At 72.3% G+C, this 26,725-nt stretch carries 25 protein-coding genes; 10 read left to right on the top strand and 15 right to left on the bottom strand.

What is annotated here, in order from left to right; all coding sequences use genetic code 11:
• Positions 1 to 2: 2 nt before the first annotated feature.
• Entirely contained in the window at positions 3 to 2,192 is a 2,190-nt protein-coding gene (locus ACFWJO_RS17200) for a transglycosylase domain-containing protein (RefSeq protein ID WP_386865870.1), read from the bottom strand.
• A gap of 262 nt (positions 2,193 to 2,454) precedes the next feature.
• Here ACFWJO_RS17200 and ACFWJO_RS17195 point away from each other — a divergent pair, with 262 nt between their 5' ends.
• Genes ACFWJO_RS17195 through ACFWJO_RS17185 form a run of 3 tightly spaced genes read left to right on the top strand, consistent with a single transcriptional unit; the run spans position 2,455 to position 6,004 of the window.
• Positions 2,455 to 2,979, top strand: a complete 525-nt coding sequence (locus tag ACFWJO_RS17195; protein ID WP_386865868.1) for a PadR family transcriptional regulator — start codon at positions 2,455 to 2,457, stop codon at positions 2,977 to 2,979.
• Entirely contained in the window at positions 2,976 to 3,659 is a 684-nt protein-coding gene (locus tag ACFWJO_RS17190; protein WP_386865866.1) for an ABC transporter ATP-binding protein, read from the top strand. Before ACFWJO_RS17195 ends, ACFWJO_RS17190 begins: the two co-directional genes overlap by 4 nt.
• The gene (locus tag ACFWJO_RS17185) at positions 3,656 to 6,004 is read left to right on the top strand and encodes an FtsX-like permease family protein (RefSeq protein ID WP_386865864.1); all 2,349 of its coding nucleotides are present in this window, start codon (positions 3,656 to 3,658) and stop codon (positions 6,002 to 6,004) included. The genes ACFWJO_RS17190 and ACFWJO_RS17185 overlap by 4 nt, the downstream gene beginning before the upstream one ends.
• Here the strand turns inward: ACFWJO_RS17185 and ACFWJO_RS17180 are convergent.
• Complete coding sequence (locus ACFWJO_RS17180; protein ID WP_386865862.1) at positions 5,991 to 6,935, bottom strand: LysR substrate-binding domain-containing protein; 945 nt, start codon at positions 6,933 to 6,935, stop codon at positions 5,991 to 5,993. The two genes, ACFWJO_RS17185 and ACFWJO_RS17180, sit on opposite strands and share 14 nt — an antisense overlap.
• 152 nt (positions 6,936 to 7,087) lie before the next feature.
• Between ACFWJO_RS17180 and ACFWJO_RS17175 the strand changes: the two genes are divergently transcribed.
• A complete protein-coding gene (locus ACFWJO_RS17175) occupies positions 7,088 to 7,642 on the top strand; it encodes a peroxiredoxin (RefSeq protein WP_384418698.1) in 555 nt (184 codons plus the stop codon).
• Positions 7,643 to 7,644: 2 nt separating this feature from the next.
• Positions 7,645 to 8,178, top strand: coding sequence for an alkyl hydroperoxide reductase (locus ACFWJO_RS17170; RefSeq protein ID WP_386865860.1), 534 nt, complete (start codon positions 7,645 to 7,647; stop codon positions 8,176 to 8,178).
• Positions 8,179 to 8,265: 87 nt separating this feature from the next.
• Here the strand turns inward: ACFWJO_RS17170 and ACFWJO_RS17165 are convergent, their stop codons facing one another.
• The 5 genes from ACFWJO_RS17165 to ACFWJO_RS17145 all read right to left on the bottom strand — a co-directional run bounded on the left by ACFWJO_RS17165 (position 8,266) and on the right by ACFWJO_RS17145 (position 14,157).
• The gene (locus ACFWJO_RS17165; protein ID WP_386865858.1) at positions 8,266 to 8,970 is read right to left on the bottom strand and encodes a hypothetical protein; all 705 of its coding nucleotides are present in this window, start codon (positions 8,968 to 8,970) and stop codon (positions 8,266 to 8,268) included.
• A complete protein-coding gene (locus tag ACFWJO_RS17160; protein ID WP_386865856.1) occupies positions 8,967 to 10,433 on the bottom strand; it encodes an AI-2E family transporter in 1,467 nt (488 codons plus the stop codon). Before ACFWJO_RS17160 ends, ACFWJO_RS17165 begins: the two co-directional genes overlap by 4 nt.
• Before the next feature lie 126 nt (positions 10,434 to 10,559).
• A complete protein-coding gene (locus tag ACFWJO_RS17155; protein WP_386865854.1) occupies positions 10,560 to 11,255 on the bottom strand; it encodes a transglycosylase SLT domain-containing protein in 696 nt (231 codons plus the stop codon).
• Positions 11,256 to 11,628: 373 nt separating this feature from the next.
• Positions 11,629 to 12,951, bottom strand: coding sequence for a PhoH family protein (locus tag ACFWJO_RS17150; protein ID WP_384418712.1), 1,323 nt, complete (start codon positions 12,949 to 12,951; stop codon positions 11,629 to 11,631).
• A gap of 444 nt (positions 12,952 to 13,395) precedes the next feature.
• The gene (locus ACFWJO_RS17145) at positions 13,396 to 14,157 is read right to left on the bottom strand and encodes an isoprenyl transferase (RefSeq protein ID WP_384418715.1); all 762 of its coding nucleotides are present in this window, start codon (positions 14,155 to 14,157) and stop codon (positions 13,396 to 13,398) included.
• Positions 14,158 to 14,267: 110 nt separating this feature from the next.
• Between ACFWJO_RS17145 and mgrA the strand changes: the two genes are divergently transcribed.
• Complete coding sequence (gene mgrA, locus ACFWJO_RS17140; RefSeq protein WP_386865852.1) at positions 14,268 to 15,305, top strand: L-glyceraldehyde 3-phosphate reductase; 1,038 nt, start codon at positions 14,268 to 14,270, stop codon at positions 15,303 to 15,305.
• Positions 15,306 to 15,611: 306 nt separating this feature from the next.
• Here mgrA and ACFWJO_RS17135 read toward each other — a convergent pair whose 3' ends face one another.
• Together ACFWJO_RS17135 and ACFWJO_RS17130 are read right to left on the bottom strand one after the other, a co-directional pair.
• A complete protein-coding gene (locus tag ACFWJO_RS17135; protein WP_386865850.1) occupies positions 15,612 to 17,336 on the bottom strand; it encodes a DUF2079 domain-containing protein in 1,725 nt (574 codons plus the stop codon).
• A 25-nt stretch (positions 17,337 to 17,361) separates the two neighbouring features.
• A complete protein-coding gene (locus ACFWJO_RS17130) occupies positions 17,362 to 18,108 on the bottom strand; it encodes a prepilin peptidase (RefSeq protein WP_386865848.1) in 747 nt (248 codons plus the stop codon).
• A 29-nt stretch (positions 18,109 to 18,137) separates the two neighbouring features.
• Here ACFWJO_RS17130 and ACFWJO_RS17125 point away from each other — a divergent pair, with 29 nt between their 5' ends.
• Complete coding sequence (locus ACFWJO_RS17125) at positions 18,138 to 18,500, top strand: DUF192 domain-containing protein (protein ID WP_386865846.1); 363 nt, start codon at positions 18,138 to 18,140, stop codon at positions 18,498 to 18,500.
• 251 nt (positions 18,501 to 18,751) lie between these two features.
• On the opposite strand, the gene ACFWJO_RS17120 is transcribed toward ACFWJO_RS17125, so the two are convergent.
• Positions 18,752 to 19,930, bottom strand: coding sequence for a hypothetical protein (locus ACFWJO_RS17120; protein ID WP_386865844.1), 1,179 nt, complete (start codon positions 19,928 to 19,930; stop codon positions 18,752 to 18,754).
• A 40-nt stretch (positions 19,931 to 19,970) separates the two neighbouring features.
• Positions 19,971 to 20,387, bottom strand: coding sequence for a hypothetical protein (locus tag ACFWJO_RS17115; protein WP_386865842.1), 417 nt, complete (start codon positions 20,385 to 20,387; stop codon positions 19,971 to 19,973).
• 183 nt (positions 20,388 to 20,570) lie between these two features.
• On the opposite strand from ACFWJO_RS17115, the gene ACFWJO_RS17110 reads away from it, so the two are divergent.
• From ACFWJO_RS17110 to ACFWJO_RS17100, 3 genes are all read left to right on the top strand, one after another.
• On the top strand, positions 20,571 to 21,509 hold the full coding sequence (locus ACFWJO_RS17110; protein WP_386865840.1) for a DUF559 domain-containing protein: 939 nt from the start codon (positions 20,571 to 20,573) through the stop codon (positions 21,507 to 21,509).
• Between the two features lie 242 nt (positions 21,510 to 21,751).
• Complete coding sequence (locus tag ACFWJO_RS17105; protein WP_386865838.1) at positions 21,752 to 22,657, top strand: hypothetical protein; 906 nt, start codon at positions 21,752 to 21,754, stop codon at positions 22,655 to 22,657.
• Positions 22,658 to 22,677: 20 nt separating this feature from the next.
• On the top strand, positions 22,678 to 23,415 hold the full coding sequence (locus ACFWJO_RS17100; RefSeq protein ID WP_386865836.1) for a hypothetical protein: 738 nt from the start codon (positions 22,678 to 22,680) through the stop codon (positions 23,413 to 23,415).
• A gap of 31 nt (positions 23,416 to 23,446) precedes the next feature.
• Here the strand turns inward: ACFWJO_RS17100 and ACFWJO_RS17095 are convergent, their stop codons facing one another.
• From ACFWJO_RS17095 to ACFWJO_RS17080, 4 genes are read right to left on the bottom strand one after another with little or no spacing between them, the layout of a single operon-like run.
• Complete coding sequence (locus ACFWJO_RS17095) at positions 23,447 to 24,832, bottom strand: hypothetical protein (protein WP_386865834.1); 1,386 nt, start codon at positions 24,830 to 24,832, stop codon at positions 23,447 to 23,449.
• Positions 24,833 to 24,839: 7 nt separating this feature from the next.
• Entirely contained in the window at positions 24,840 to 25,454 is a 615-nt protein-coding gene (locus ACFWJO_RS17090; RefSeq protein WP_384418740.1) for an OmpA family protein, read from the bottom strand.
• Positions 25,455 to 25,463: 9 nt separating this feature from the next.
• Positions 25,464 to 26,045, bottom strand: coding sequence for a hypothetical protein (locus ACFWJO_RS17085; protein ID WP_386865832.1), 582 nt, complete (start codon positions 26,043 to 26,045; stop codon positions 25,464 to 25,466).
• A 24-nt stretch (positions 26,046 to 26,069) separates the two neighbouring features.
• Positions 26,070 to 26,693 carry a hypothetical protein gene (locus ACFWJO_RS17080; protein WP_386865830.1) on the bottom strand — a complete coding sequence of 208 codons (624 nt, stop codon included), beginning with the start codon at positions 26,691 to 26,693 and terminating at the stop codon, positions 26,070 to 26,072.
• Positions 26,694 to 26,725: the final 32 nt, after the last annotated feature.

The raw sequence follows: 26,725 nt of genomic DNA, 5'->3' as shown, positions 1-26,725 counted from the left end.
TGTCACTGGCCGCCCCGGCCGCCGTCGACGACTCCCGTGTCGCCGTCCGGAGTGGGCACGATCGTCGGCTCGGTCGGCCTCGTCGGGGTCGGCTCCGGCGGGGTCGTCGCGGTCGACGTGGGCGGCTGGGTCGGCGTGGTCGCGGTCGACGTCGGCGGCTGCGTCGGGGTGGTGGTGTCCTCGCTCTCCGTCGGCGTCGGCGACGGAGAGCCGGTGGTGGCCGTCGGCGTCGGGACGGTGTCGCCGCCCGAGGTGCCGTCGGTCTCCAGGTCGAAGGTGGCGTCCGAGCCGCCGCCGAGCGCGGCGGTGGTGTACGCGCCCCAGATCTGGGCCGGGGTGCGGCCGCCGTTGGCGCGGCCCGGGTTGATGGTGTCGGTCAGGGTCACCTGGTTGCCCTTGGCGTCCTCGCCGAAGAGGCCGACGGCGGTGACGAGTTCGGGCGTGTAGCCGACGAACCAGGCCGAGCGGTTGTTCTCGGAGGTGCCGGTCTTGCCGGCCGCCTGGTAGTCGCCGGCGGCGCGGAAGCCGGAGCCGGACTGGACGACGCCCTGCATGGCCTTGGTGGTGGTGTCGGCGGCCTCGCGGCTGATGACGCGCTCGCCGATGGACTTCACCGGGTCGGCCTTGCGGTCCTTGTGCTCGGCGGACTTCACGAGGGTCGGCGTGACCTTGACGCCGTGGTTGTCGAGGGTGGCGTAGACGCCGGCCATGTCCAGGGTGGAGGCGCCCATGACGCCGAGCGACATGGCGGGGGTGGCGCCGAAGTCCTGGCCGTCCTTCATGCCGAGGGCGATGGCGGTCTGCTTGGTCTTGGTGGGGCCGACGTCCACGATCATCTGGGCGTAGACCGAGTTGATCGAGCTGTTGGTGGCCTTCTGGACGGTGACCGGGCCGTAGCTCTGGTTGTCCTCGTTCTCCGGGGCGAAGGGGATGGCGCTGCCGACGACCGGGCGCTTGCTGGTGCCGTCGTAGACCGTGCCGAGGCCGATCTTCCGGCCGTCCTGGGTCTCGGCGCCGTTGTCGAGCGCGGAGGCGAGGACGAGCGGCTTGAAGGTCGAGGCGGGCTGGTAGTCGCGCCGGGTGGCGTTGTTCGTCCAGTGCTCGGTGGCGCCGACGCCGCCGTACATCGCGACGACCGCGCCGGTCTTCGGGTCGACGGAGGTGGCGCCGGCCTGGACGGTGGCCTGCTTCTTGTCGCCCTTGCGGTCGATCTTGTCCTCGAGCTGCTTGTCGACGGCCTTGACCAGGGCCTTCTGCTTCTTCTCGTCGATGTTGAGGGTGATCGTCCAGCCGCCGGCCTTGAGGTCCTCCTCGCTGACGCCCTGGCGCATGAGCTCCTGGTTGGCGGCCTCGACGATGTAACCGCTCTGGCCGCTCAGGCCCTTGGGGGCCTTCGGCTTCTGCGGGGCGGGGAACTTCAGTCCGGCGCGCTTGCCGGCGTCCAGCCAGCCTTCCTCGACCATGTTGTCCAGGACGTAGTTCCAGCGCTGCTCGACCAGCTTGCGGCCCTCGGGTCCCGCCGAGGTCCAGTCGTACTGGCTGGGGGCCTGGAGGACCGAGGCGAGGTAGGCGCCCTGGCCGACGGTGAGCTTCGTCGCGTCGACGCCGTAGTAGGCCTGGGCGGCGGCCTGGACGCCGTAGGCGTTGCGGCCGTAGTAGCTGGTGTTCATGTAGCCGGCGAGGATCTCCGGCTTGGTCATGTTCTGGTCGACCTTGAGCGCGATGACCATTTCCTTGAGCTTGCGCGTCGCGGTCTGGTCCTGGCTCAGGTAGTAGTTCTTGACGTACTGCTGGGTGATCGTCGAACCGCCCTGCTTGCCCTTGCCGGTGAGGGTGTTCCACGCGGCGCGGACGGTGCCCTTGATGTCGACGCCGTTGTCCTTGTAGAAGGTCTTGTTCTCGGCGGCGACGAAGGCGTGCTGGACGTCGAGCGGCACCTGGTCCAGGCCCACGATCTCCCGGTTGATCTTGCCCGTGCGGGCGAGCACCTTGCCGTTCGCGTACTTGTACACGTTGCTCTGGAGGGTCGCGTCCGCGTTGGCGGAGGGCACCGGGACCATCAGGTACAGCACGTAGAAGGCGCCCATGGCGAGCAGGCAGCCCACGAAGAACGTGCCCAGGAGTTTCTTCCAGGTGAAGAGGCGGCGTATCCGCCCGCCCTTCTTCGCCTGTCCCTTGCCGTTCCGGCCCATGTCCGCGTTCGCTCCGCTCGTCGTCGAATCAGCTCAGAAAGCTAACACCGCCCAATACGACAAAGGGCGATCGATCCGGCATTTCAGGGCGTGAGAATCAGCACCCACTCCCGACGGAACCGACGCTCCAGAGGCGAAGATGGTTGTGTGCCGCCGGTCACAGCCCGTTCGTTCGAGGGGTGTCACCGGCTCCTCCGCTCCCCGGGCGAGCACTCCCGGGCTCTATACATCGTGCGTATACACCCCGTGTACAGTGACCGGCATGTCCATCGGTCACACCCTCCTCGGACTCCTGGAGTCCGGCCCGCGCCACGGCTACGACCTCAAGCGCGCCTTCGACGAGCGCTTCGGCCACGACCGGCCCCTGCACTACGGGCAGGTCTACTCGACCATGTCCCGGCTCCTGAAGAACGGCCTCGTCGAGGTCGACGGCATCGAGGCCGGCGGCGGCCCCGAGCGCAAGCGGTACGCCATCACCGAGGCCGGCATCACCGACGTCGCCCACTGGCTGGCCACCCCCGAGAAGCCCGAGCCGTACCTGCAGTCCACCCTCTACACCAAGGTCGTCCTGGCCCTCCTCACCGGACGCGGCGCCGCCGACATCCTGGACACCCAGCGCTCCGAGCACCTGCGCCTGATGCGCGAGCTCACCCGGCGCAAGAAGGACGGCGACCTCGCCGACCAGCTCATCTGCGACCACGCCCTGTTCCACCTGGAGGCCGACCTGCGCTGGCTCGAGCTCACCGCCGCCCGCCTCGACCGGCTCGCCGAGGAGATCCGCCGATGACCACCGCACCTCTGCTCAGGGCGAGCGGGATCGCCAAGGCCTACGGGCCGACCCCCGCCCTCGCCGGCGCCGACTTCAGCCTGCGGGCCGGCGAGGTCGTCGCCGTGATGGGCCCGTCCGGATCCGGCAAGTCCACGCTGCTGCACTGCCTCGCCGGCATCGTCCGCCCCGACGCCGGCACCATCCACTACGACGGCCGCGAACTCACCGCCATGACCGACGGACAGCGCAGCGCCCTGCGCCGCTCCGACTTCGGCTTCGTCTTCCAGTTCGGCCAGCTCGTGCCCGAACTGACCTGCGTCGAGAACGTCGCCCTGCCGCTGCGCCTCGACGGCGAGCGGCGCAAGGACGCCGAGCGCCGCGCCCGCGAGTGGCTGGAACGCCTGGAGGTCACCGACGTCGCCGGAAAGCGCCCCGGCGAGATATCCGGCGGCCAGGGCCAGCGGGTCGCCGTGGCCCGCGCGCTCGTCACCGCCCCCCGGGTCATCTTCGCCGACGAGCCGACCGGCGCGCTCGACTCCCTCAACGGCGAGCGCGTCATGGCACTGCTGACCGACGCCTCGCGCGACACCGGCGCCGCCGTCGTCCTGGTCACCCACGAGGCCCGGGTCGCCGCCTACTCCGACCGCGAGATCGTGGTCCGCGACGGCTCCGTACGGGACACGGAGTGGGCGGCATGAGCCTGCGGACCTGGACCCGCGACCTGGCGCTCGGCGCGCGCCTCGCCGTCACCGGCGGCCGCGGCGGCCGGCTCCGCACCGCCCTGACCGCGACCGGCATCGGCCTCGGCGTGGCCCTCCTGCTCGTCGCCGCCTCCATGCCGGAGATGCTGTTCCAGCGCGAGGTGCGCGAGTCGGCCCGCTCCGTCGACGCAAGCGAGCCGGTGGAGCGGCCCGGCCCCGAGACCTTTCTCTACGCCGACCAGTCCACGCTCTACCGCGGCGACACCATCACCGGGCTCCTGCTGCGGCCCGAGGGCGACAGGCCCGCGGTCCCGCCGGGAGCGGCGAAGGTGCCCGCGCCCGGCGAGATGCTGGTCTCCCCCGCCCTCCGCGAGCTGCTCGACTCCCCCGACGGCGCGCTCCTGCGCGAACGCCTCCCGTACGAGATCACCGGCACCCTCGGCAAGGCAGGACTGATCGGCCCGGCCGAACTGCGTTACGTCGCCGGCACCGACGCCCTGACCACCGACGACCACGGCGGGCGCGGCACGCGCTACGGCTGGTCGGTGCCCGGCGAACCCATGAACGCGTTCCTGCTGCTGCTCGTCGTCATCGCCTGCGTCGTCCTGCTGCTCCCCGTCCTCGTCTTCGTCGCGACCGCCGTCCGCTTCGGCGGCGAACAGCGCGACCGGCGGCTCGCCGCGCTCCGGCTCGTCGGCGCCGACACCGCCATGACCCGGCGGATCGCGGCCGGCGAGTCCCTGGCCGGCGCACTGCTCGGACTCGCCCTCGGCGCCGGGTTCTTCGCCGCGGCCCGGCAGCTCGCCGGGACGGTGCGGATCTGGGACGTCAACGCGTTCCCCTCCGACGTGTCCCCGGTGCCCTGGCTCGCCGCCGTGATCGTCGCCACCGTGCCGGTCTCGGCCGTCCTGGTCAGCCTCGTCGCGCTGCGCGGGGTGACCATCGAACCGCTCGGCGTGGTCCGCACCGCCACCCCGAAGCCGCGCCGGCTGCTCTGGCGGCTGCTCCTCGTGGCCGCCGGCGCCGCCGTGCTCGTACCGTCCGCCGGCGGCGTCGAGGTCAACGGCACCGAGATCAACACCGCGGGCATCGCCTCCGGCGCCACGCTCGCCCTCGTCGGCCTCACCACCCTGCTGCCCTGGCTGGTGGAAGCCCTGGTGAAGCGGCTGAGCGGCGGCCCGGTCGCCTGGCAGCTCGCCACCCGCAGGCTCCAGCTGAGCAGCGGCACCGCAGCCCGCGCCGTCAGCGGCATCGTCGTCGCCGCGGCCGGCGCGATCGCCCTGCAGATGCTGTTCCAGGCCATGCAGAACGACTTCATGCGGCCCACGAACATGGACACCGCCCGCGCCCAGCTGGAGACCAGGGTCGACGCCAGGAGCGCCGACGACGCCCGCCGGGCCATCGACGCCCTGTCGCGGACGAAGGGCGTCACGTCGGTCGCCGGCACCATCGAGTCGAACGTCTGGCGCCCCGGCCCGCTGAAGAAGGGCGAGGACTTCGCCCCGATCACCGAGATCGCCGTCGGCGACTGCGCCTCCCTGAAGGAGTTCGCCCGGCTGCCCTCGTGCACGGACGGCGACGTCTTCGTCGTCCTCACCCACGGCGCGGACGGGCCGGACGACTCCTGGGTCGCCGAGACCGCCAGGCCCGGCGCGCGGGTCGCCCTGCGCGACCCGCACACCCACAAGGGCGGGCCGGTGCCGACCTGGCGCATACCGGAGTCGGCCCGCACGGTCGACGCGCGCCCCGACCCCATGGGCCGGACCCGGTTCGGCGTGATGGCCACACCGAAGGCCGTCGACGCCGGCCGCCTCGACTCCCCCGAGGCCGAGGCCATGATCCGCCTCGACCCGGCGGTGCCGGACGCCGCCGAGCACGTACGGAACAAGGTCGCCGCCCTCGACCCGCTGACCCGGGTGCGGACCCTGCAGGACCTCGAGCGCGACGCCCAGTTCTCCAGCGTCCGCACCGGCATCCTCGTGGGCGCCACCCTCACCATGCTGCTCGTCGCGGTGTCGCTCCTCGTCACCACCCTGGAGCAACTGCGGGAACGCAAGCGGCTGCTGTCCTCGCTGGTCGCCTTCGGCACCCGCCGCTCCACCCTCGGCTGGTCGGTGCTGTGGCAGACGGCCGTGCCGATCACCCTGGGCCTGGCCCTGGCGGTGACCGGCGGGCTCGCCCTGGGCCTGGTCCTGCTGCGGATGATCGGCAAACAGGTCGAGGACTGGTGGGTCTTCCTGCCGGTCGCCGGAGTCGGCGCGGCGCTGATCGCCCTGGTCACCGCACTGAGCCTGCCGCTGCTGTGGCGGCTGATGCGGGCCGACGGCCTCAGGACGGAATAGGGGCCGCCGGGACGATCCGTACCGGAAGACGCCTCATCGCGTCCCGCAGCGAGCCCGCCAGCTCCTCGAACTCGGACTGGCGGGCCGCTCCCGTCCGCATCGCGAGGGCGATCCGCCGGGACGGCGCCGGATCGGCGAAGTCCCCCGTGAACAGGGCGCTGTCACGGGCGGTCTCGACCTTCACCGCGGTGCGCGGCAGCAGGGTCACGCCGAGGCCTCCGGCGACCAGCTGCACCAGCGTCGACAGGCCCGCCGCGGTGGTCGTGACCGGAGCGCCCTCGGTGCGCCCCGCCTCCCGGCAGATGTCGAGGGCCTGGTCCCGCAGACAGTGCCCCTCGTCGAGCAGCAGCAGCTTGAGCTCCCTGAGCGCCTCGCGCGGGATGTCGGTGCGCCCCGCCAGCGCGTGCCCCTCGGGCGCGACGAGCACGAAGTCCTCGTCGAACAGGGGGAGTTCCGTGACACCGGGCACACCGAGCGGAACCGCGAGCAGCAGCAGGTCGAGCCGGCCCGCCGCCAGCCCCTCCAGGAGCGAGGACGTCTGCTCCTCGTGCACCTGGAGATCCAGCTCCGGATAGCGGGTGTGCACCAGCCGCAGCACCGTCGGCAGCAGATACGGCGCCACCGTCGGAATCACGCCGAGCCGCAGCACTCCCGTGAACGGCGCCTGCGCCGCCTCCGCCTCCTCCATCAGCTCCCCCACGGCGTCGAGCACGGCGTGCGCCCGCACCGCGAGCCGCTCCCCGGCGGGCGAGAGCAGCACCTTGCGCGTCGTACGCTCGAGGAGCTGGACACCGAGTGCCTCTTCGAGAGCCGAAACCGCGCCCGAGAGGGCGGGCTGGCTCATCCCGATGGCCGCCGCCGCGTCCCGGAAGTGCAGATGCTCCGCGACCGCCGCGAACGCTCTGAGCTGGGACAGGCTGGGCTGCTTCACACGCCGCACGGGAACCACTGATAACCACCTTCGATCAACACGACCGAGTCTAGCTATTTCACTGATCAATGCACTCCGTGCCAGGATGTGAGACGTCCAACCCCTCACGGAAGACCCCAAAAGGGACCCTTCCGACCTTGCAAGGAGAGCGCGTGCTCACTGTCGGTGACAAGTTCCCCGCCTACGACCTGACCGCCTGCGTGTCGCTGGAGAGCGGCAAGGAGTTCGAGCAGATCAACCACAAGTCCTACGAGGGCAAGTGGCGCGTGGTGTTCTTCTGGCCGAAGGACTTCACCTTCGTCTGCCCGACCGAGATCGCCGCGTTCGGCAAGCTGAACGACGAGTTCGCCGACCGCGACGCGCAGATCCTCGGCGTCTCGGGTGACTCGGAGTTCGTCCACCACGCCTGGCGCAAGGACCACGCCGACCTGCGTGACCTGCCCTTCCCGATGCTCGCCGACTCGAAGCACGAGCTCATGCGCGACTGCGGCGTCGAGGGCGAGGACGGCTTCGCCCAGCGTGCCGTCTTCATCGTGGACCCGAACAACGAGATCCAGTTCACCATGGTGACCGCGGGCTCCGTCGGCCGTAACCCCAAGGAGGTCCTGCGGGTCCTCGACGCCCTGCAGACCGACGAGCTGTGCCCCTGCAACTGGAACAAGGGCGAGGACACCCTCGACGCCGGCAAGCTCCTGGCCGGTGAGTGAGCATGGCGCTCGATGAGCTGAAGGCCGCCGTACCGGACTTCGCCAAGGACCTGAAGCTGAACCTCGGTTCGGTGATCGGCAACAGCGAGCTCCCGCAGCAGCAGCTGTGGGGCACGGTGCTGGCCTGTGCCATCGCCTCCCGCTCGCCGAAGGTCCTGAAGGAGCTGGAGCCGGAGGCCCAGGCCAACCTGAAGCCCGAGGCGTACCAGGCCGCCAAGTCGGCCGCCGCGATCATGGCGATGAACAACGTCTTCTACCGGACCCGGCACCTGCTGTCGGACCCGGAGTACGGGACGATGCGCGCCGGTCTGCGGATGAACGTCATCGGCAACCCGGGTGTCGAGAAGGTCGACTTCGAGCTGTGGTCGCTGGCCGTGTCGGCGATCAACGGCTGCGGCCAGTGCCTGGACTCGCACGAGCAGGTCCTGCGCAAGGCCGGTGTCGACCGCGAGACGATCCAGGAGGCCGTGAAGATCGCCGCGGTCATCCAGGCCGTCGGCGTGACGCTGGACGCCGAGGCGGTCCTGGCCGAGTAGTTCCGGCCCGTACCGCGACACGTACGGCGAAGGGCCCCGGGGTTCACGGAACCCCGGGGCCCTTCGGCATGCGCGGGCGGGCCCGGCTCAGCTCCTGAGCGCCGTCATCAGCTGCCGCATGTCCTCGACGAGGTACGTCTGCATGGCGGCCGGGTCCAGCTCAGGCACCTCGATGGGCTGGTTGGTGTCCTCGTCGAAGTCGTCCGTCGGCTGGAGCGACATCGAGAGCACGGCCTGCCCGTCCAGGACGGTCAGCGAGTTCTCCTCGTACCCGCCGAAGTAGGCGACCTCCCCGATGCCGGAGATCCGCTCGCCGCCGCCCAGCAGCTGCGGGTCCTCCCGCACGGCCAGGAACTCCGGCCCCGGGTCGGTCACCCGGTGCAGGTCGTAGCTGATGTGCAGCGTGTACATGATCGGCTTGGACGCCAGGGTGACGCTGCAGCTCCACTGGAACAGGGCGGGGTGGTCCACCTTCAGCGGCTCGTCCGGCGACACGCCCTTGGGCCCGAACGCCGCGGCGAGACCCTCGGCCTTGGCCACCTGGCAGGGGTCGCGGTCGGTGCGGTAGCCGCCGAGGTCCGGGCCGCCGTCCTGCCCTCGCTCGTACGCGTAGAGCCCGCCGGCCCACACCGCGGAGGCGACCACCGCGCCGCCGAGCGCCCACAGCCAGGGGCGCCGGGCGCGGGGCGCGGCCGTGTCCTGCCCGGCCGGGGCCGGCGGCGGGTGCGGGAGCGGCGGGGCGACGGGGTCGGGAAAGCCTCCGCCGCCGACGAGTTCGGGCTCGGAGATCACGCCTGTCCTCCCGGGAGCCGCCCGGCGGTACCGGGCGCCGGGGTGGGCGCCACCTCGTACGCCGTCGCGCCGCGCGGCTCGGGTGCGGCGCGCAGGGCCTGTTCGCCGCTGTAGGCGCGGAGGTAGCCGACGACCGTGTTGGTGACGGCGACCAGCGGGACGGCGACGACGGCGCCGCCGATGCCGGCGGTGAGGCCGCCGGCGGCGACCGCGAGGACGACGGCGAGCGGGTGGACCCGTACGGCCCGGCCGAGGATGAACGGCTGGAGGACGTGGCCCTCGATCTGCTGTACGGCGAGCACCACCACGAGCACCATCAGGGCGGTGAACACGCCGTTGGTAACGAGCGCAACAACGCAGGCGAGGGCGCCGGAGACCACGGCGCCGACGAGCGGGATGAACGCGAAGAGGAAGATGAAGACGGCGAGCGGCACGGCCAGCGGCACGTCGAGGAACCACAGGCCGAGGCCGATGAAGACGGCGTCGATCAGGGCGACGAGGACCGTGCCGCGGACGTACGCGGTGAGTGTGCGCCAGGCCCGGGGGCCGGCGCCGGCGACGCCGGGCCGGGCCTGGGCGGGCACCAGTTTGAGGGTCCACTCCCAGACCTTCTTCCCGTCGTAGAGCAGGAAGAGGGTGGAGAACATGGCGAGGAGGATGCCGGTCAGCGCCTCGACGACCACGGTCACGCCCTGGAGTCCGGCGGAGGTGATCTGCTCGGCGTTGGCGCCGATGGTGTCGCTGAGGTTCTTGGCGATCTCGTTGATCTGCTGTTCGGTGACGTGGAACGGGCTGTCGAGCAGCCAGCGCTTGAGCTCCTCGATGCCGTCCTTGACGCGGTCGGACAGGCTGTCGACGTTGTCCAGCACCTGCCAGACGACGAACCAGCCGACCAGGCCCATGATCACGAAGCCGGAGACGGCGGTGACCGCGGTGGCGAGCCCGCGCGGCAGGCCCTTGCGGCGCAGCAGCGCGACGGTGGGCTGGAGCAGCGCGGTGATGAGGAGGGCGGCGACGAAGGCGAGGACGACCAGCTGGACGGAGCTGATCACCTTCATCAGCACCCATACGGTGCCGGCGAGGACGAGCAGGCGCCAGCCGGCTTCGGCGGCGACGCGCATGCCCCACGGGATCGCGGCGACCGGGTCGGGCCGCGCGGCGACGGCGGGCGCGTAGGCGGGCGGTGCGGGTACGGACGCGGGTTCCGCCGGCGGCGGCTCGACGAAGGTCGGCTCGACGGCGGCCGCCGCGGGCACCGGGGCGGGGGCGGTCGCGGGGGCGGGCTGTGCGGCGGGCCCGGTGGCGGCCTTCGGCGCGGCGTGCGCCTCAGGGCCGGGGGCCGCGGTCGGCGGGCCCAGGGGGGCGGAGTCGCGCTCGGCCTCCGCCCGGCGTTCGTCAAGGCGTTCGCCCATGCGGCTCAGACCGTCACCGAGCCGGTGCAGCCATCCTGGCAGTCTCGACATGCTCTTCCCTCTCCCCCCTCGGGCCCTCGAACCTACACCCCGCGCACGCGTGAAGCCCCCCACCGAAGGACGGCGAGGGGCTTCACGGGGTTGAGCGGGGGCCGGTACGGATACCGGGCGCGGCTCCTAGTACCAGCGGTTGGCCTGCCAGAACGACCAGGCGCCGCAGGGGCTGCCGTAGCGGCCGTCCATGTAGCTGAGGCCCCACTTGATCTGGGTGGCCGGGTTGGTCTGCCAGTCGGCGCCGGCGGACGACATCTTGGAGCCCGGCAGGGCCTGGACGAGGCCGTAGGCACCCGAGGAGGGGTTGGTCGCGCGGTAGTTCCAGCCGGACTCGTGGTCCACGATGTTGCTGAAGCACTGGAACTGGTCCGCCGGGATCATCTGCCGGGCGATGGCCTTGACCTCGGCGATGGTGTACGAACCCTGGGCGGAGAAGCTCGAGGCGTCGCGCAGGGCGGACCGGCTGGCGCGCTCCGCCTCGGCCTCCTTGCGCTCCTTCTCGGCCTTGTCGGCCGCTGCCTTCTTGGCCTCGGCGTCCTTGGCCGCCTGGATGCGGGCGGCTTCCTCGGCGGACTTGCGCGCGAGGGAGTCGGCGGCGGCGGCCTGGACGTCGGCCTGCTCCGCGAGGGAGGAGACCTGTACCTGGGCCTGCTCGCCCGCGGGGATGTCCGCGAGCAGCGTCGTGTCGGCCGCGGTGGCCTCGAAGTTGTCGTCCGAGGCCTGCGCCGCGTTGCCCGAGGCAACACCGACGACGGCGCCGACAGTGGTGACCGCAGTGGCCGAAGCCACCGCGAATCCCCGGACCGAGATCCGGCTCACACGGTTTCCTTCCAGCATCGCCCGCACAGGTGACCACGCGGGCGAAATCTTGCCCCTGACGCTGGTCTCCGAACTACTGGGTCACAGAAGACACGGGCCCGTGGTGCTGTGGGCGGCATACGGCGAACGGCTGTTGAGTTGTGTGGTGCAGCACCTCTGGAGGTGCACGTGTGCCGTATGCGGGGCCTGACGGAAGCAAGACTCTGCCGGACGGCGACGCCGCAAGGCAATTCCACGTTGCGTGTGAAAGCTCACACCTGGGTGGACGCACGGGATTTGGCCGATACGGCGGACAGCGCGGCGCCGCCCGGCTAAGCTCTCGCGCTTTGCCGGGCGGCGCCAACTCCATTGCCCCGCAAGGGGGCAGATCAGGTCAGATGTGACCATCCTCCAGCATTTCGGTCACGAGCGCGGCGATCTGCGAACGCTCGGAACGGGTCAGCGTGACGTGGGCGAACAGCGGATGACCCTTCAGCTTCTCCACGACGGCGACGACTCCGTCGTACCGGCCGACCCGCAGGTTGTCGCGCTGGGCGACGTCATGGGTCAGCACCACCCGGGAATTCGCCCCGATCCGGGACAGAACGGTCAACAGCACGTTCCGCTCGAGGGACTGGGCCTCGTCGACGATGACGAACGCGTCGTGCAGCGAGCGGCCCCGGATGTGGGTGAGCGGCAGCACCTCCAGCATCCCGCGGCTCAGCACCTCCTCGATCACCTCACGGCCCGCCACGGCTGAGAGGGTGTCGAAGACCGCCTGGGCCCACGGGCTCATCTTCTCGGCCTCGGTGCCCGGCAGATAGCCGAGCTCCTGCCCGCCCACCGCGTACAGCGGACGGAAGACCATCACCTTCTGGTGCTGACGGCGCTCCAGGACCGCCTCCAGGCCCGCGCACAGCGCGAGCGCCGACTTTCCGGTGCCGGCCCGGCCGCCCATCGACACGATGCCGATGTCCGGGTCGAGCAGCAGGTCGAGCGCGATCCGCTGCTCGGCGCTGCGGCCCCGGATGCCGAAGGCCTCCCGGTCGCCGCGGACCAGCCGCACCGAGCCGTCGGAGGCGACCCGGCCGAGCGCCTTGCCGCGCTCGGACTGCAGCACGAGACCGGTGTGCACGGGCAGCTCGGCCGCCTCCGGCACGTACAGCGTCTCCTGGTCGTAGAGGAGGTCGATCTGGTCGGCGGACAGGGCGACTTCGGACATTCCGGTCCAGCCGGAGTCCGTGATCGCGAGTTCCGCCCGGTACTCCTCGGCGAGCAGGCCGACCGAGGAGGCCTTGATCCGCAGCGGCAGGTCCTTGGAGACGACCGTGACGTCGTATCCCTCGGCCTGCAGGTTGCGGGCGACCGCGAGGATCCGCGAGTCGTTGTCCCCGAGCCGGTATCCGGCCGGGAGGACACCGGGGTCCGAGTGGTTGAGCTCGACGCGCAGGGTGCCGCCCAGGTCCCCGATGGGGAGCGGGGCGTCCAGCCGCCCGTAGCGCACCCGGAAGTCGTCGAGGAGGCGCAGCGCCTGCCGCGCGAAGTAGCCGAGCTCGGGGTGGTGGCGCTTGGCCTCCAGCTCGGTCACGACGACGATCGGGAGCACCACTTCGTGCTCCTCGAACCGGGACATCGCCTTGGGGTCGGCCAGCAGGACGCTGGTGTCGAGAACATAGGTGCGCCTGTCGGACAAGCGGCGCTTAGTGCTGGTCACCACGGAAGGACAGACCCCCTTCGAGGACCCCTGAGAGGTCGGGGTTGCGACAGGTCCGCCCCGGCGGAAGAGCGATGGGCGGAACCGGTGTCACGGCGGAATGGGACCGGGCTCTGGCCACGATGCGCGGGCCGAGCTCCGGCCCTCCGCTTCGTCCGTACACGGTCTGCACGGTCGTCCTGGTGCAAAGGGCCTCCCGGGTGGCGGTCTCCGTGCCGCTCACTTCACCTGGGATATGCCCTCGAACACGTGCCGTCATGCCATGGCATATGACGGCTGGTTCGTGAACGGAGGGTGACGTACCTGCCGGAGGGGCGCGGGGCCGCGTGAGGCCGGCTCAGTTCGGCGCGGACCACGCCGGTTGGCCACGGCCGGCCTGGGTCCACCTGGGTCGGCCTGGGTTCGGCTGGGTCGGCCTGGGTTCGGCCAGGTTCGCCCCGGTCCGGCTCAGTTGCCGAAACGGCGGTGCCGGGCGGCGTAGTCGCGCAGCGCCCGCAGGAAGTCGACCTTGCGGAAGGCCGGCCAGTGCACCTCGCAGAAGTAGTACTCGGAGTGCGCGCTCTGCCACAGCATGAACCCGGAAAGGCGCTGCTCGCCGCTGGTGCGGATCACCAGGTCGGGGTCGGGCTGGCCGCGCGTGTAGAGGTGCTCGGAGATGTGCTCGACGTCGACGATCTCCGCCAGCTCCTCGAAGCTGGTGCCGCGCTCGGCGTGCTCCAGGAGCAGCGAGCGGACCGCGTCCGCGATCTCCTGGCGACCGCCGTAGCCCACGGCGACGTTCACGAGTATCCCGGTGTTGTCCAGGGTGGCCTGCTCGGCCTCCTTCAGGACGGACTGGGTGCGGGCGGGCAGCAGGTCGAGGGTGCCGACGTGGTGCACCCGCCAGCGGCCGTCGGCGGCGAGCGCCCGGACCGCGTCCTCGATGATCGCGAGCAGCGGGACCAGCTGCTCCTCGGGGCGGTTCAGGTTGTCGGTGGAGAGCATCCAGAGCGTCACGACCTCGACGTCGGTCTCGGCGCACCAGCCGAGCAGCTCCTGGATCTTGTCCGCGCCGGCCTTGTGACCCTGCTCGGGGGTACCGCCGGAGGCCTTGGCCCAGCGCCGGTTGCCGTCGAGGATGACGCCGATGTGCTTGGGCACCTGGGCGTGGTCGAGGCGGCCTTCCACCCGGCGTGCGTAGAGCCCGTACACCAGGTCGCGCAGGTTCACTGTTCTTTACCCCTCCATGCAGTGTCGGCCCCCGAAGCCGCCACATTACTGCGGAGGGGTGACCGGCTCCCAGCCCGGGACTGTCACAAGTCCGTGATAAGCAGAGATACGTGACTGATTCCCCCCTCTACCGCGCCGCCGCGGAGCGCTACGACGCCATGGAGTACCGGCGTACGGGCCGCAGCGGCCTCAAGCTCCCCGCGATCTCCCTGGGCCTCTGGCACAACTTCGGCGACGACCGCACCCTCGACTCGCAGCGCGCGATCCTGCGCCGCGCCTTCGACCTGGGCGTCACCCACTTCGACCTGGCCAACAACTACGGACCGCCGCCCGGCTCCGCCGAGCTGAACTTCGGCAAGATCTTCGCCCAGGACTTCGCGCCGTACCGGGACGAGCTGATCGTCTCGACGAAGGCCGGCTACCTGATGCACCCGGGGCCGTACGGCGAGTGGGGCTCCCGCAAGTACCTGATGTCCTCGCTCGACGCCTCCCTGAAGCGGATGGGCCTCGACTACGTCGACATCTTCTACTCGCACCGCTTCGACCCGGAGACCCCGCTCGAGGAGACCATGGGCGCGCTGGCCTCCGCGGTGCAGCAGGGCAAGGCGCTGTACGTCGGCGTCTCCTCGTACACCAGCGAGCAGACCGCCGAGGCCGCCAGGATCCTGAAGGACATGGGCGTCCCGGCCCTGATCCACCAGCCCTCGTACTCGATGATCAACCGGTGGACGGAGGAGGACAACCTCCTCGACACGCTGGAGGCGGCCGGCATGGGCTGCATCTCCTTCGTGCCGCTCGCGCAGGGCCTGCTCACGAACAAGTACCTGGCGGGCATCCCGGAGGGCTCCCGGGCCACCCAGGGCAAGTCCCTCGACCCGAACCTGCTGTCCGAGGAGGTGCTGCGGCGGCTGCACGGCCTGGCGGACATCGCGCAGCGGCGCGGGCAGTCGCTGGCCCAGCTGGCGCTGTCGTGGGTGCTGCGCGACCCGCGGATGACCTCGGCGCTGATCGGCGCGTCCAGCGTGGCGCAGCTGGAGGAGAACGTGGCGGCGCTGGCCGGGCCGCCGCTGTCGGAGGAGGAGCTGAAGGAGATCGACTCCTTCGCCGTCGACACCGCGGGCACCAACATCTGGGCCGGCCGGGGCTGACGCCCCTGCCCGCTCCCGCGGCCGCCGGTCGGCGGTCGCCTGTCGGCGGGCAAGAAAACGGGCCGGTCCGTGGGGGGGATACGGACCGGCCCGAGGGGGGGTTTCCACCATAACCCTTCATTAGTCGTGCTGTGTGCCCGCTGCGCCGACCGATCGCCTTCGGATTCGCCGGAACCCAAGCGGCACAAGGGCTGTGAGGGCCTGTGGCGGGTTTGCGCCCGGGCGTGGCGGCGGAATCGGTACCTCCCACGGGGGACCCGTCCTCCGGGTCGCCCGGTTGACGCACGACACGGGCGCCCCCACAGGTCAGGGCGCTGTTCCGGCGCTCCGGGCGGAGGCGCGGCGTAGGAGGGTGATCCCGTCGCGCACCGCCACCACCTCGTACCCGTACTTCTGGCGGGCGGCCGCCAGCTCCTTCTGCTGCTGCTCCAGGGGATAGGGCCAGTGGCCTTCCTTGTACGGCCACGCCTCGGGGGTCCGCGGGTCGTGGACGATCCATTCGGCGGTGGGCCGCGGGAGGTCCTCGCGGCGGTACTCGTAGAGCCGTCCGTCGACCGGGAAGGTCGGGAAGAGGACCACCGTGCAGCGCGAAGTGAGCTGCGGGGCCAGCCTGTTGGAGGCGGCGACGGTCGCGCCGTCGGGGATCCGCGCGAGCAGCGCGCGGGCGGCGTCGAGGTGCGGGGTGGACTGCCAGGTGGCCCGCTGGGCGAGCTGGGCCAGCGGGAAGGAGGGGATGAGGACGGCGGTCACGGCGAGGACGGTGGCGAGGACGGCGCGCACGTTCCGGCGGGCGGCCTCGCGGCCGGTGTCGCGGTCCTTGTCACGATCGGTGTCGAGGCCCTTGTCGCGGCCAGCGTCGCGGCCCTTGTCCCGGCCGGTCTCGCGGCCGAGGACGTCGAGGAGCCCCGCGAACACGACCGGCATGAGGATCGCGCTGTAGTGGAAGGCCGTGCCCCAGTGGAAGCCGTTCTCGGAGGCCATGCGCCAGCCCAGGGTGGGCACTGCGATCAGCGCGAGCGGTGAGCGCAGCGCGAGCAGCGCGGACGGCGCGAAGACCAGGATCAGGGTGGTCGCCTTGATGTCGGGCCGCAGCAGGTCGAGCGGCCCGTGGGCGAGCGCGGAGAGGAGCGAGCCGTGGGCGGCGGCGAGCTGGCCGCCGTGGGCGTAGCCGCCGGTGGGGCCGAGGGCGGGCAGCAGGACCTTGATCTCCAGGAGCGATCCGCCGAGCCCGGCGGCCACGGTGGCGAGGCCGAGGGCTTTCACGCGCCCGCCCGTACGGCCCTTGAGGACGATGTACGCGCCGACGGCGGCGAGGGTGAGTCCCAGGTCCTCCTTGACGAGGAGCAGCGGCGCGGCCCAGGCGACGGCGGCCCGCCACCGCTGCCGGCCGAGCGCCTCCAGGCTGAAGGCGAGCAGCGGTACGGCGAGGGCGACCTCGTGGAAGTCGAAGGCGGCGGCGGAGGCGATGCCCCAGCTCAGCCCGTATCCGGCGGCGACGGCGTGGGCGCCGCGCGGGCCGACCACGCGCACGGCCCAGCGGGCCAGCGGGACGACGGCGAGCGCCAGGAGCGCGGACTGGGCCACGAGGAGGGTGAGCGGCGAGGGAAACAGCCGGTAGAGCGGGGCGAGGACGGCGAGCAGCGGGTGGAAGTGGTCGCCGAGGAGGTTGAAGCCCTCGCCGCGCAGCGGGACGACGGGCGCGCGGAACTCGGCGTAGGCGCGGACGGCCTGCTCGAAGATGCCGAGGTCGTAGCCGGTGGTGCGCATGAGGAGGTGGCGGCGCACGGCGACGGTCGCGTACAGAAGGCAGAGTGCCGCGGCCCAGACCCAGGGAATGAGCGCGGTCCGCTGGTACCGGGGTGCGGGCGGGCCCGAGGGGTCGGCCTGGTCCTGGTCGGGCTGGTGGGCTGGGTCGCCTTGATGGGCTTGGTGGGCCCGGTCAGCGGGATCGGCCTGGTCCGGCGGCGCGGGCTCCGGCCCGTCGAGGGGCACGTTCTCGTCGGCGGTCCGCGCATGCGACATATGGGGCATATGGGGTGATGTTAGGGAGTTGCCCTCACGGGAGGGCGGTGAACGCGCCGAGCAGCAGCCCCAGGAGAGCGCCCACGATCATGAACGGGCCGAACGGGATCGCCGCCCCACGCCCCGCCCGGCCGGTCAGGACGAGCCCGAACCCGTACAGCGCGCCCAGCAGGAACCCCGCGAAGGCCCCCACGAACAGCACGCCCCAGCCGTACCAGCCGAGGGCCGCACCCAGCGGCACCGCCAGCTTCACGTCACCGAAGCCCATCCCGTCGGGGTGCACGAGGAACAGCACGAGATAGCCGCCGCCGAGCACCAGCGCCCCCAGCAGGGCATTCGGCCAGGAGCCGGCCGCGTACGGCGAGAGCGCCGCGACCGCGAGCAGCAGCGGCAGCGCCACGGCGAGCGGCAGCGTCAGCCGGTCCGGCAGCCGGTGCACCCGTACGTCCACGAAGGCGAGCAGCGTCCCGAACGGCGCCGCCAGCAGCCACACCAGGAGCTCCGGCCGGGGCACACCGCTCGCCGCGGCGAGCGCGGCGCAGGCCGCCGCCGTCAGGAGCGGCGCGGTGAGCGGCGCCGGGGTGGTCGCGCAGCCGGCCCGCCCCGGACCGCCCAGCCAGCCGCGGGCCGGCCCCGCGAACGGATGCCCCGCCGGGCAGGCGTCCCGCCAGGGTTCCTCCGGCGCGACCGCGAGGCGGTACGCGGCGCGCGGCACGAGCAGCCCGGCCGCCCCGCCCCACAGGGCGGCGGCCACGACGAGGGCGAGCGACAGGGCGTCCACGGGCAGACCCTAGGGCTAGGGTCTGCCCCATGGGGAGGACTTGGCGGGACGGACGGGGAACGCTGCACACACCGGCCGGGCCGGTGCCGCTGGAGATCGCGGCCTCGTACCGGGCCCGGCGGCGCGGCCTGCTCGGCCGGGACGGCATCGAGGGCGCCCTGCTCATCACGCCCACCAACAGCATCCACACCTTCGGGATGCGCCTCACGATCGACGTGGCCTACCTCGACCGCTCGTGGACCGTCCTCGACGTCGTCACCATGCGCCCGGGCCGGCTCGGCATGATCCGCCCGCGCGGCCGGCACGTCCTGGAGGCGGAGGGCGGAACGATGGCGAGGTGGGGACTGCGACGCGGCGTGACGGTGAGGGCGGAGCGGGGAGGCGACGGGTGAGGTCACGGCGGAGCCGGGAGGTGACGGGTGACGGTCATGGCGGGCCGGCACGTCACGCGTGACGGTTGCGGCGGGCCGGCAGGTCGCAGGTGAGCGTCACGGCGGGCCGGAGCCGAGCAGCTGACCGTTACGGCGGGCCGGCACGTCGCAGGTGACCGTTACGGCGGGCCGGAGCCGAGCAGCTGACCGTTACGGCGGGCCGGCACGTCGCAGCTGACCGTCACGGCGGGCCGGAGCCGAGCAGGTGACTGTTACGGCGGGCCGGAGCCGAGCAGGGTGAAGGCCCCGTACGCCGCGGAGGCGAGCGCCAGTGCGCCGAGCGCCGGGACCGCCGTACGCCCACGGAGCCGGGCGAGTGCCGCGGCGGGCGGCAGCAGCAGCCCGAACGCCGGCATCATCAGCCGCGGCCTGGACCCGAAGTACGCGGCGCCGACCAGCGAGACGACCACGACGGCGATCGTGTACACCAGCAGCGGAAGCGGCTGCCGCTGTCGCACGCACAGCACGACCAGCCAGCCGAGCAGCCCGAGCGCGGCACACAGGCCGAGCGCCGCGGGCCACGGCAGACCCGCGATGAAGCGGGCGAGCGCGACGCCGCCGTCGATGGAGTTGCCCCAGGCCGCCTGGACGTCGAAATAGGCGGTGGCGCTGCCCTGACGGACACCGACGTACACGATGTACGCGAGCCAGCCCAGCGGCGCCAGCAGCGCGCCGGCCACCACCGGCCCCCGCAACCGCCGTTCGCGCACGACGGTGACGAGCGCGGTCACGCCGATCGCCGCGATCAGCGCGGCCGCCGTCGGACGGGTCAGCCCGGCGCACACCGACAGGGCGCCCGCCAGGATCCAGCGCCCGCGCAGCACCGCCAGGAGAGACCAAGCGGCGAGGGCCGTGAACAGCGTCTCCGTGTACGCCATCGACTGCACGAACGCCGTCGGGTACACGCCCCACAGGACGGCGAGCACCACCCCGGCGCGCCGCCCCGCCACGTGCGCGCCCACGGCGTAGATCCCCCATGCCGCGGCGAGCGAGGCGGCCCACGAGACGAGCAGTCCGGCGGTGGCCGCGTCGACCGGGAGAACGGCCGAGACGGTCCGCTCCAGGGCCGGGAACAGCGGGAAGAAGGCCAGGTCGGAGTGGACGTCGCCGTTCGGGAGCGTCACCTCGTGGCCGTAGCCGTGCTCGGCGATCCGGGAGTACCAGACCGCGTCCCAGCGCCCCTTGAGCCGGTGCAGCCCGTCCTTGCCCATGACCGCCGCGACGACCGCGAGCGCGGCGAGCCCGAGGAGCCGGGTGGCCGCGTAGCCGCCCAGGGCCGCCCAGAGCGGGCCCGACGGCGCGGGAACCGGGGCGGAATCTGGGGCGGGAGCCGTGGCGGGGGGCGGTGTGGCGGGCGATGTGGGGGGCGGACCGGGGGTGGTGCGGGGCATGCGGTCGATTATGCGGCCCCGCCCGTCAGCCGCCCGCCCGTCAGCCGCCCGGTCGGAGCCGCAGGAACCTGGCCGCCATGACCGGCCCCAGCTGCCGCACGATCCCGTACCCCGGCTCGTGGGGGTGAGGCAGGTCACCGAGGAAGGACGTCACGATCACCTCGTCGACACCCACCTCGCCGCGACGGCACTGCTCCTCGAGGAAGTCGAGCGTCCGCCGCCAGTCCACTGCGCAGCCCTCCTCCCCGAGGAACGCGCCCACCGTGCCCTGCACGACGTCCCAGAAGAAGACGTGTGGCAGGACGCCTCCCTGCCGGAAGACGTGCGCGTCGAACGCGGGCCGGAACTCCGGGACACGGGCGACGAGGTCACTGACCAGCTGCACGCTGGGAGTGGGAGTCGGGTTCGCGGGGATCGAGGTCGCGGAGATCGGAGTCGCGGGGATCGGGGTCGTCATCGGCTGCCCATTCCGGAAACGAAGCGGAGCCGGCCAAGTGAACCGGCGAAGGAGAGCTCCACGCACCAGGATGCTCCCGCCGAAGTGCCCCGTCCCGCCGCTTTTGCGCTTTCCTGACGACGTCTTTCGACGGGTTTTCCACAGGGGGTGCGAAGTGTCGCTCTTCCGTGGATCGTTGCTCGTATGTACGAGTTGATGAACCTCGCCAGGGGCGGGGTGCTGCTCACGGTGTGGGCGCTCGCCGCGGGCTGGCCGCGGGGGCGGCTCGACCGGAGGCTGCGCATGGAGGGCTGGCAGCGGATCTGGCGGGGAGCGTGGGCGCTCCCGGGAAAGGAGGTGGACTGGCGGACGCGGGCCAGGGCGGCCCAACTGCTCAGGCCGGAGCTGGTGTGCAGCCACCGCACGGCCGCGGCGGCACACCGCATCGAACTCCTCGCGGGCGCACGGAGGGAGAGGGACGACGCCGACGCCCTCGAGTTCAGCGCGCGTCACGGCCGAGTCGTTCATGGCCGGATACGCGTGCACGGCACCGCCCGGCTCACCGAACGGGACTGCGCGTTCCGGCGCGGGCTGCGGGTGACGACCGCGGCGCGCACGGTCGGCGACCTGATACGGGCGGCCGGCAGCCGGGAGGCGGCCGTGGTCGTCGCTGACTCGGCCCTGTCCCACCGCTTCGTCGCCGGGCTCCACCGCGCGCCCCTCGTCCGCCCCGAGGCGCTGACCGCCGAACTCGCCGCGCCCCGCTGCCCGGGCGGCCCCTCGGCCCGCCGCTGGCTGCCGCTCGCGGTGGCCGGCTCCGGCTCGCCGGCGGAGACGGTCGCCCGGCTCCGGATGCGCGACGCGGGACTGTGCCCCGAGACCCAGCCGACCCTGCACACCGTCACGGGCCGCCCGCTGCACCCCGACTTCTACTTCCGCGCCGCCGGCCTCGTCGTCGAGATCGAGGGCTTCGCGTACCACGGCACCCGCGCGGCCCACGAACGCGACGTCCGCCGCTTCAACGAGCTGCAGAACTGCCCGGGCGTCCGCCGGGTCCTGCGCTTCACGGCGCGCGAGGTCTTCGACCACCCGGACCGCATGACGACCACGATCCGGGCGGCGCTGGCGGCACTGGAGGCGTAGGAGGCTTAGGAGGAGTAGGAGGCATAAGAGGAGCAGGAGGCATAGGACGGGCAAGGTCCGACCACATGCCCCGGTCCGCCCCTCGATTGATCGTTTCTTCCTGCTGCGCCCGGGTTGGGTCCCGTGTCTGTCACATCCCCTATGGGTAGAGGGCGTCGTGACGACATCAGGTCTCGGACGAAGGGCTCACCACGATGGCGACCGTCGAGAACAAAACGTCTGGCGAATCGGCTTTTCACGGCGTGTCCGAGGGGGACAGCATCGCCGTCCTCGGCCAGGGCGGCTCGGTGGGCGTCCGCGGGGACGGCGGGACCTGGCACGGCGTCGCCGGACTGAGCGCGAGCACGACCGGCGGGGCCGGGGTGTACGGGAGCAACACCAACGGCGGCCCCGGTGTCATCGGGGAGAGCCGCAACTGGATGGGGGTCTACGGCAAGACGGACAGCACCACGGGCGGGGCCGGCGTGATGGGCGAGGGCGTCGAGGGCGGTCCTGGCGTGATCGGCAAGAGCCGGCACTGGCACGGCGTGTACGGGGAGACGAGCTCCCCGGCCGCGACGGGTGCCGCCGCCGTTTGGGGCGAGAACAAGGCCGACGGTTCCGGCGTCGTCGGGCAGAGCCTCAACGGCGCGGGCGTGTTCGGCACGAGCAAGAACGGTCCCGCGGGGGTGTTCCAGGGCAAGGTCGTGGTCAACGGCGACGTCGAGGTCACCGGGGACATCCGGCTCGTCGGCGGCGACCTCGCCGAACTCTTCGCGACGCGGCCGGCCGCACCGGTGTGCGCGCCGGGGACCCTGATGAGCCTCGACGACGACGGCCGGATCGCCCCGGCGGACCGCGCGTACGACAAGAGGGTCGTCGGAATCGTCGCCGGAGCCGGCAGCTACCGGCCGGGGCTGATCCTCGACTCCGGTTGTGCGGACGAGGGCACCGCCCAGCCCATCGCGATGGTCGGCAAGGCCTACTGCCAGGTCGACGCCTCGTACGGAGCGATCGAGGTGGGCGACCTCCTCACCTCCTCCCCCACACCCGGCCACGCGATGAAGGCCACGGACGCGTCCCGGACCCTCGGGGCCGTCGTCGGCAAGGCACTGGCCCCGATGGCGGACGGCACCGGGCTGCTCCCCGTCGTCGTCACCCTCCAGTAGTCCGGGAAGGGACACAGGACATGGCGTCGCGCAAACCCCCCGTGATCACCGTCGTCCATCTCCGGGACGACGGTTCGCTCCACCTGGAATGGGACCTCGACCGGTTCTTCCCCGACCCCGAGGAACCGGACGAGGTCTGGGTCGAACTTCCCCACGGCCTCGCCACCGAGCCCATGGACGGCACCGTCCGGGAGGCCGACGTGCCGGCGGCCCAGATCCAGCCGTACGCGGGACGGGCGCTCGCCGGTTCCGTCGTCTTCAAGTGGGCCGGCCCGCCCGACGACGTGCAGGGCAGCGCGTTCCCTCCCGTCCAGGTGCCGGGCGGCGGAACACCGGGGCACCCCGGCGAGGTCCCGCACGTTCCCGCGTTGGCGGTCGTCGCCCGCGAGCCCAAGACGCTCCAGCACGAGAACCGGATCACGATCAGCTGGTCCTCGTACTCCTACAACAGCGGGGACATCTTCTGGGGCCCGCAGGACCAGCCCAGGCTCCACACCCACAACATCGATCCGAGCGGCGCCCACTACAGCGGCACGTTCACGACGGACCACCCGCTGCGGCCACGCACGGCGTACCGCTTCACCGTGCGCGTCACCAACGGCTTCGAGCACAGGACCGTCGAGTCCGAGATCTCGACGACGAGCGCGGCGAACCACTCGTCGGTGCGCCGGTTCCTCGCCGAGAGCGGAGTCCGCACCCCGACCGGCCTGCGCGGCCCCCTCCACGGCGTGCGCAGCCTGCGCGCCGCGATGAACTGACCCCCCTGCGGCCAGCCGGACGGACAGGGCGTCACGCCCCGCGCGCGTGACGCCCGCGCGGCCGGGAGCGGAGACGCGGACGACGACGGGAGGGGAGGAGGGGCCAGGCGGCGAGGGAGGCGACGAGGGCGGTGCCGGTGGAGACGCCGGCGATGCCCACGGCACGCAGGACAGGATCCGGACCGGCTGCCGAAGCCCCGCCCTGAGCCGGGTCGGAAGCCGGGCCGGACTCCAGGCCGGAGGCCGGGCCGGAATCCGCGCCGGAGACGGGACCGGCGGACCGGCCGGGTGCCGGGGCGGCGGCGTGTGCCGGGGACGGCGTGGCGACGGTGAGGTCGAGGGCCAGAGGGACGGGGACGGGAGCCCGGCGGTCCAGGGTGAGCTGGAGGTAGTAGTCGCCGGCGAAGCGCATCGCGCCGACGGACTCGGTGGCGCCCTGGGTGCGGTTGGCGTAGGCGGCGGGCGCGGTGCCGAGGAGGAGGGTGGCGGGCTCGCCCGTGTACAGGCCCTTGCGCTCGTCCACGGCTCCGCGCGCCGGGTTGTACAGCGCGAGCCGCAGCCCGTCGGGCAGGGCGGAGCCGCCGGGCGGCGGTTCCGCGTTGCCGAACCGTGCCCGCGCGAAGAGCTGCTGCCGCCAGCGGACCGGCACCCGGTAGAACCGGCTCTCTCCCGGCCGCAGTTCGTCCCGCCAGCTTCCGGAGCCGGCGAGCGGCGGGGCGTCGTTGAACCCGGTGCCGCCGCGCACCGGGCGCGTCTCGCCGTCGCCAAGCGCTCCGGCGGGCGGTTCCGTGGACCACGCCGTGGGCGGGAGCGGGGCCGGGACATCGCTCCCGGGCGCCGCTTCCTCGACGTAACCGATCTCCACGGGCCAGCGCCACGGCTTCCCCTGGGAGCCGGTGTCCCTCCCGACGCCCTCGACGTCGAGGACGTACTCCCCCGGCTCCTGGCAGTCCCGCCCCGGTTCGACGCGCCGGCTGACGTAGTCGGCCACGGGGCGCGCGGTGTCGCCGTAGAAGCGGACGTCCGTGCGGAGGCCGCAGGCCTGCCCGGAGGGCGTGCGCAGGGACAGCGAGATGCCGTCCACGACGTCGATGGCGGCCCCGGGCACGGGTGTGAGGACGGCGGAGAGGAAGACGTTCGTGCTGCCGTCGAGACGGACGCGGTACGAGCGGGTCTCGCCCTTGGCGATGTCGTCGGCGTACGTGCCGGGGCCGGGCAGCAGCGCGCCCGTACGGGTGCGCTGGGTGTCGGGGGCGGCCTGGTATCGGGACGGGGAAGGCGAAGGAGCCGGCGGCGCGTAAGGAGCAGTAGGCAGGGACGGAAAGGAAGGGAGGGAAGGAGCGGAAGGGAAGGAAGGAGCGGAAGCGGGAGTGGCGAGCATCCCGAGGACGAGCGCGGCGGCCGCGACCCTGCGCATCGCCCCGCTACCCGCCGGAGGTGCGCGGGAAGGACACCTCGACCCGTCGGTTCTTCTTCCGCCCTTCCTCGGTGGAGTTGTCGGCGATGGGATAGTCCTCGCTGTATCCGCGGATGTCGAAGGTCGTGCCCGGGTCGAGGTTCTTGGCGAGCTCCTGCTGGACGGCGTCGGCGCGCTCCTTGGAGAGCTTCAGCCCGTGCTCGTACGTGCCGAGGTCGTCGGTGAACCCGAAGACGCGGACGCGCCGCGAGGCCTGCTTGTTGATCTCCGCCGCGATGGCGGCGATGCGGGCGGTGGCGGCGGGGCTGAGCCTGGCGCTGTCCTTGGGGAACAGGACCTCGGCCTGGAGGGCGAAGGTCACGTCCACGTTGGTGTCCTCGCGCCGCTGCTCGCCGCCTTCCTCCTCGACGATCTGCTTGATGTCGAGGACCTTGGCGGGCGCGAGGGTGGCACCGTCGGGCAGCATCAGCGCGGGCGAGTTCGCGTCGATGACGGGCGGCGGCCCGCCGTTGGACGTGGACCCGGGCGGATCGTCGGCGCGGGCCGTTCCGCCGACGCCGCCGGCGAGGAGGAGCACGGTGACGGAGAGGGCGGCGAGGCGGCGCGGGGTGGTCGTCGTCATGACTGCGCCTCAGGAGAGTTTGATGGTGGCGGGGGTGAAGGTGGGGAGCTGGAGCGAGACTTCGGTGGTGGTGGCGGGCGGGGCCGGGAACTGCATGAAGACGTTGGTCGTCGCACCCGGCTCGAGGCTGGAGAGCCTCGTGGTCGTGAGCGGTCGCCCTTCGGTGTCGCGGAGGACGTAGTAGCGCTTCTTGCCGACGGAGTCGAGGAGGGTGGCGCCCCCGAGTGAATTGCCGTGCTTGATGATCTCGGTCTCGTCACCGCTGAGGTGGGAGGAGATCAGGGCGGCGGCATCCGAGGTGTTCTTGAGCTGCCCGCTGACCGTGAGGAAGCCACCGGCGTCACGCGTGGCCGCGTTCACCGTCAGCTCCAGGCCCTCTTGGCCCTTCAGGACGGCGAGGACTTCGGTGGGATCGGCCGAGGGGGACGGCTTGGCGTCCTGACCGGCCGTTCTCGGAGCCGCGGAGGTGGCCGCCACCGGCCCCTTCTTGGGCTCCTCCTCGCTGCCGCACCCGGTCACGACGAGCGCCAGTCCAGCCGCCAGGGCCACGGCCGCCCCCCTGCGGGCCTTCCTCGCGTACTGAACATTCATGGTCCAAGGTCCTTCGCTCGTCGTTCAGTCCGTCAGTCGAACGGTGAAGAGGTCTTCCGCATCGGGCAGTTGTGGGTCTTCGGGGTCGATCGTCCACTCGCGGTCGCCGCAGACGAGACCGGTGATCGGCTCCGGTTCGGGACTCGGCGTGGGAGTCGGCTCAGGTGTGGGCGAGCCCGTCGGCGTCGGCTGGGTCGGCGTGGGTGGGACTGGTGTCGGCTCGGGTGCCTCGAAGTGGCAGCGGGGTTCCAGGACGGCCGTGGCCGTGGCCTCGGCGTGCTGGTCCTCCGTGCCGGGCACGAGCGAGCTGCCCACGGTGCCGAGGGTGCTGACCCGGACCCGGAACTCCACGTCCCCGCCCGACGGCCGATCCGTGCAGTCGCCTTCGGCCAGCGCGGCGCCGTTGTCGCGCGCGAACCTCGCCGCCTGGTCGCAGGCGGAATCGAGGACGTACAGCCGTCCTCGCAGGTAGTCGTCCCACGCCTCCGGGTCGAGGATCACCTCGCGCCAGCCGTCACGCAGCTGGTGACGCGCGTCCTGTGCCGCGGCGAGTGCGGCGGCGTCCGCCGCCGTCTGTCCGCCGCTGCGGGTGACGGCCGCCTGCGCCACGGCGAAGTAGACGAAGGCGAGGAAGAGCAGCCCTGCCATCACCGTGATGTAGACGGGAAACGCCTGTCCTG

It is taken from the genome of Streptomyces sp. NPDC127092 (assembly GCF_042722475.1).
GTDB lineage: Bacteria > Actinomycetota > Actinomycetes > Streptomycetales > Streptomycetaceae > Streptomyces.
Note: the sequence above shows the minus strand (reverse complement) of the source record. Positions and strands in the feature narration are given on the sequence as shown.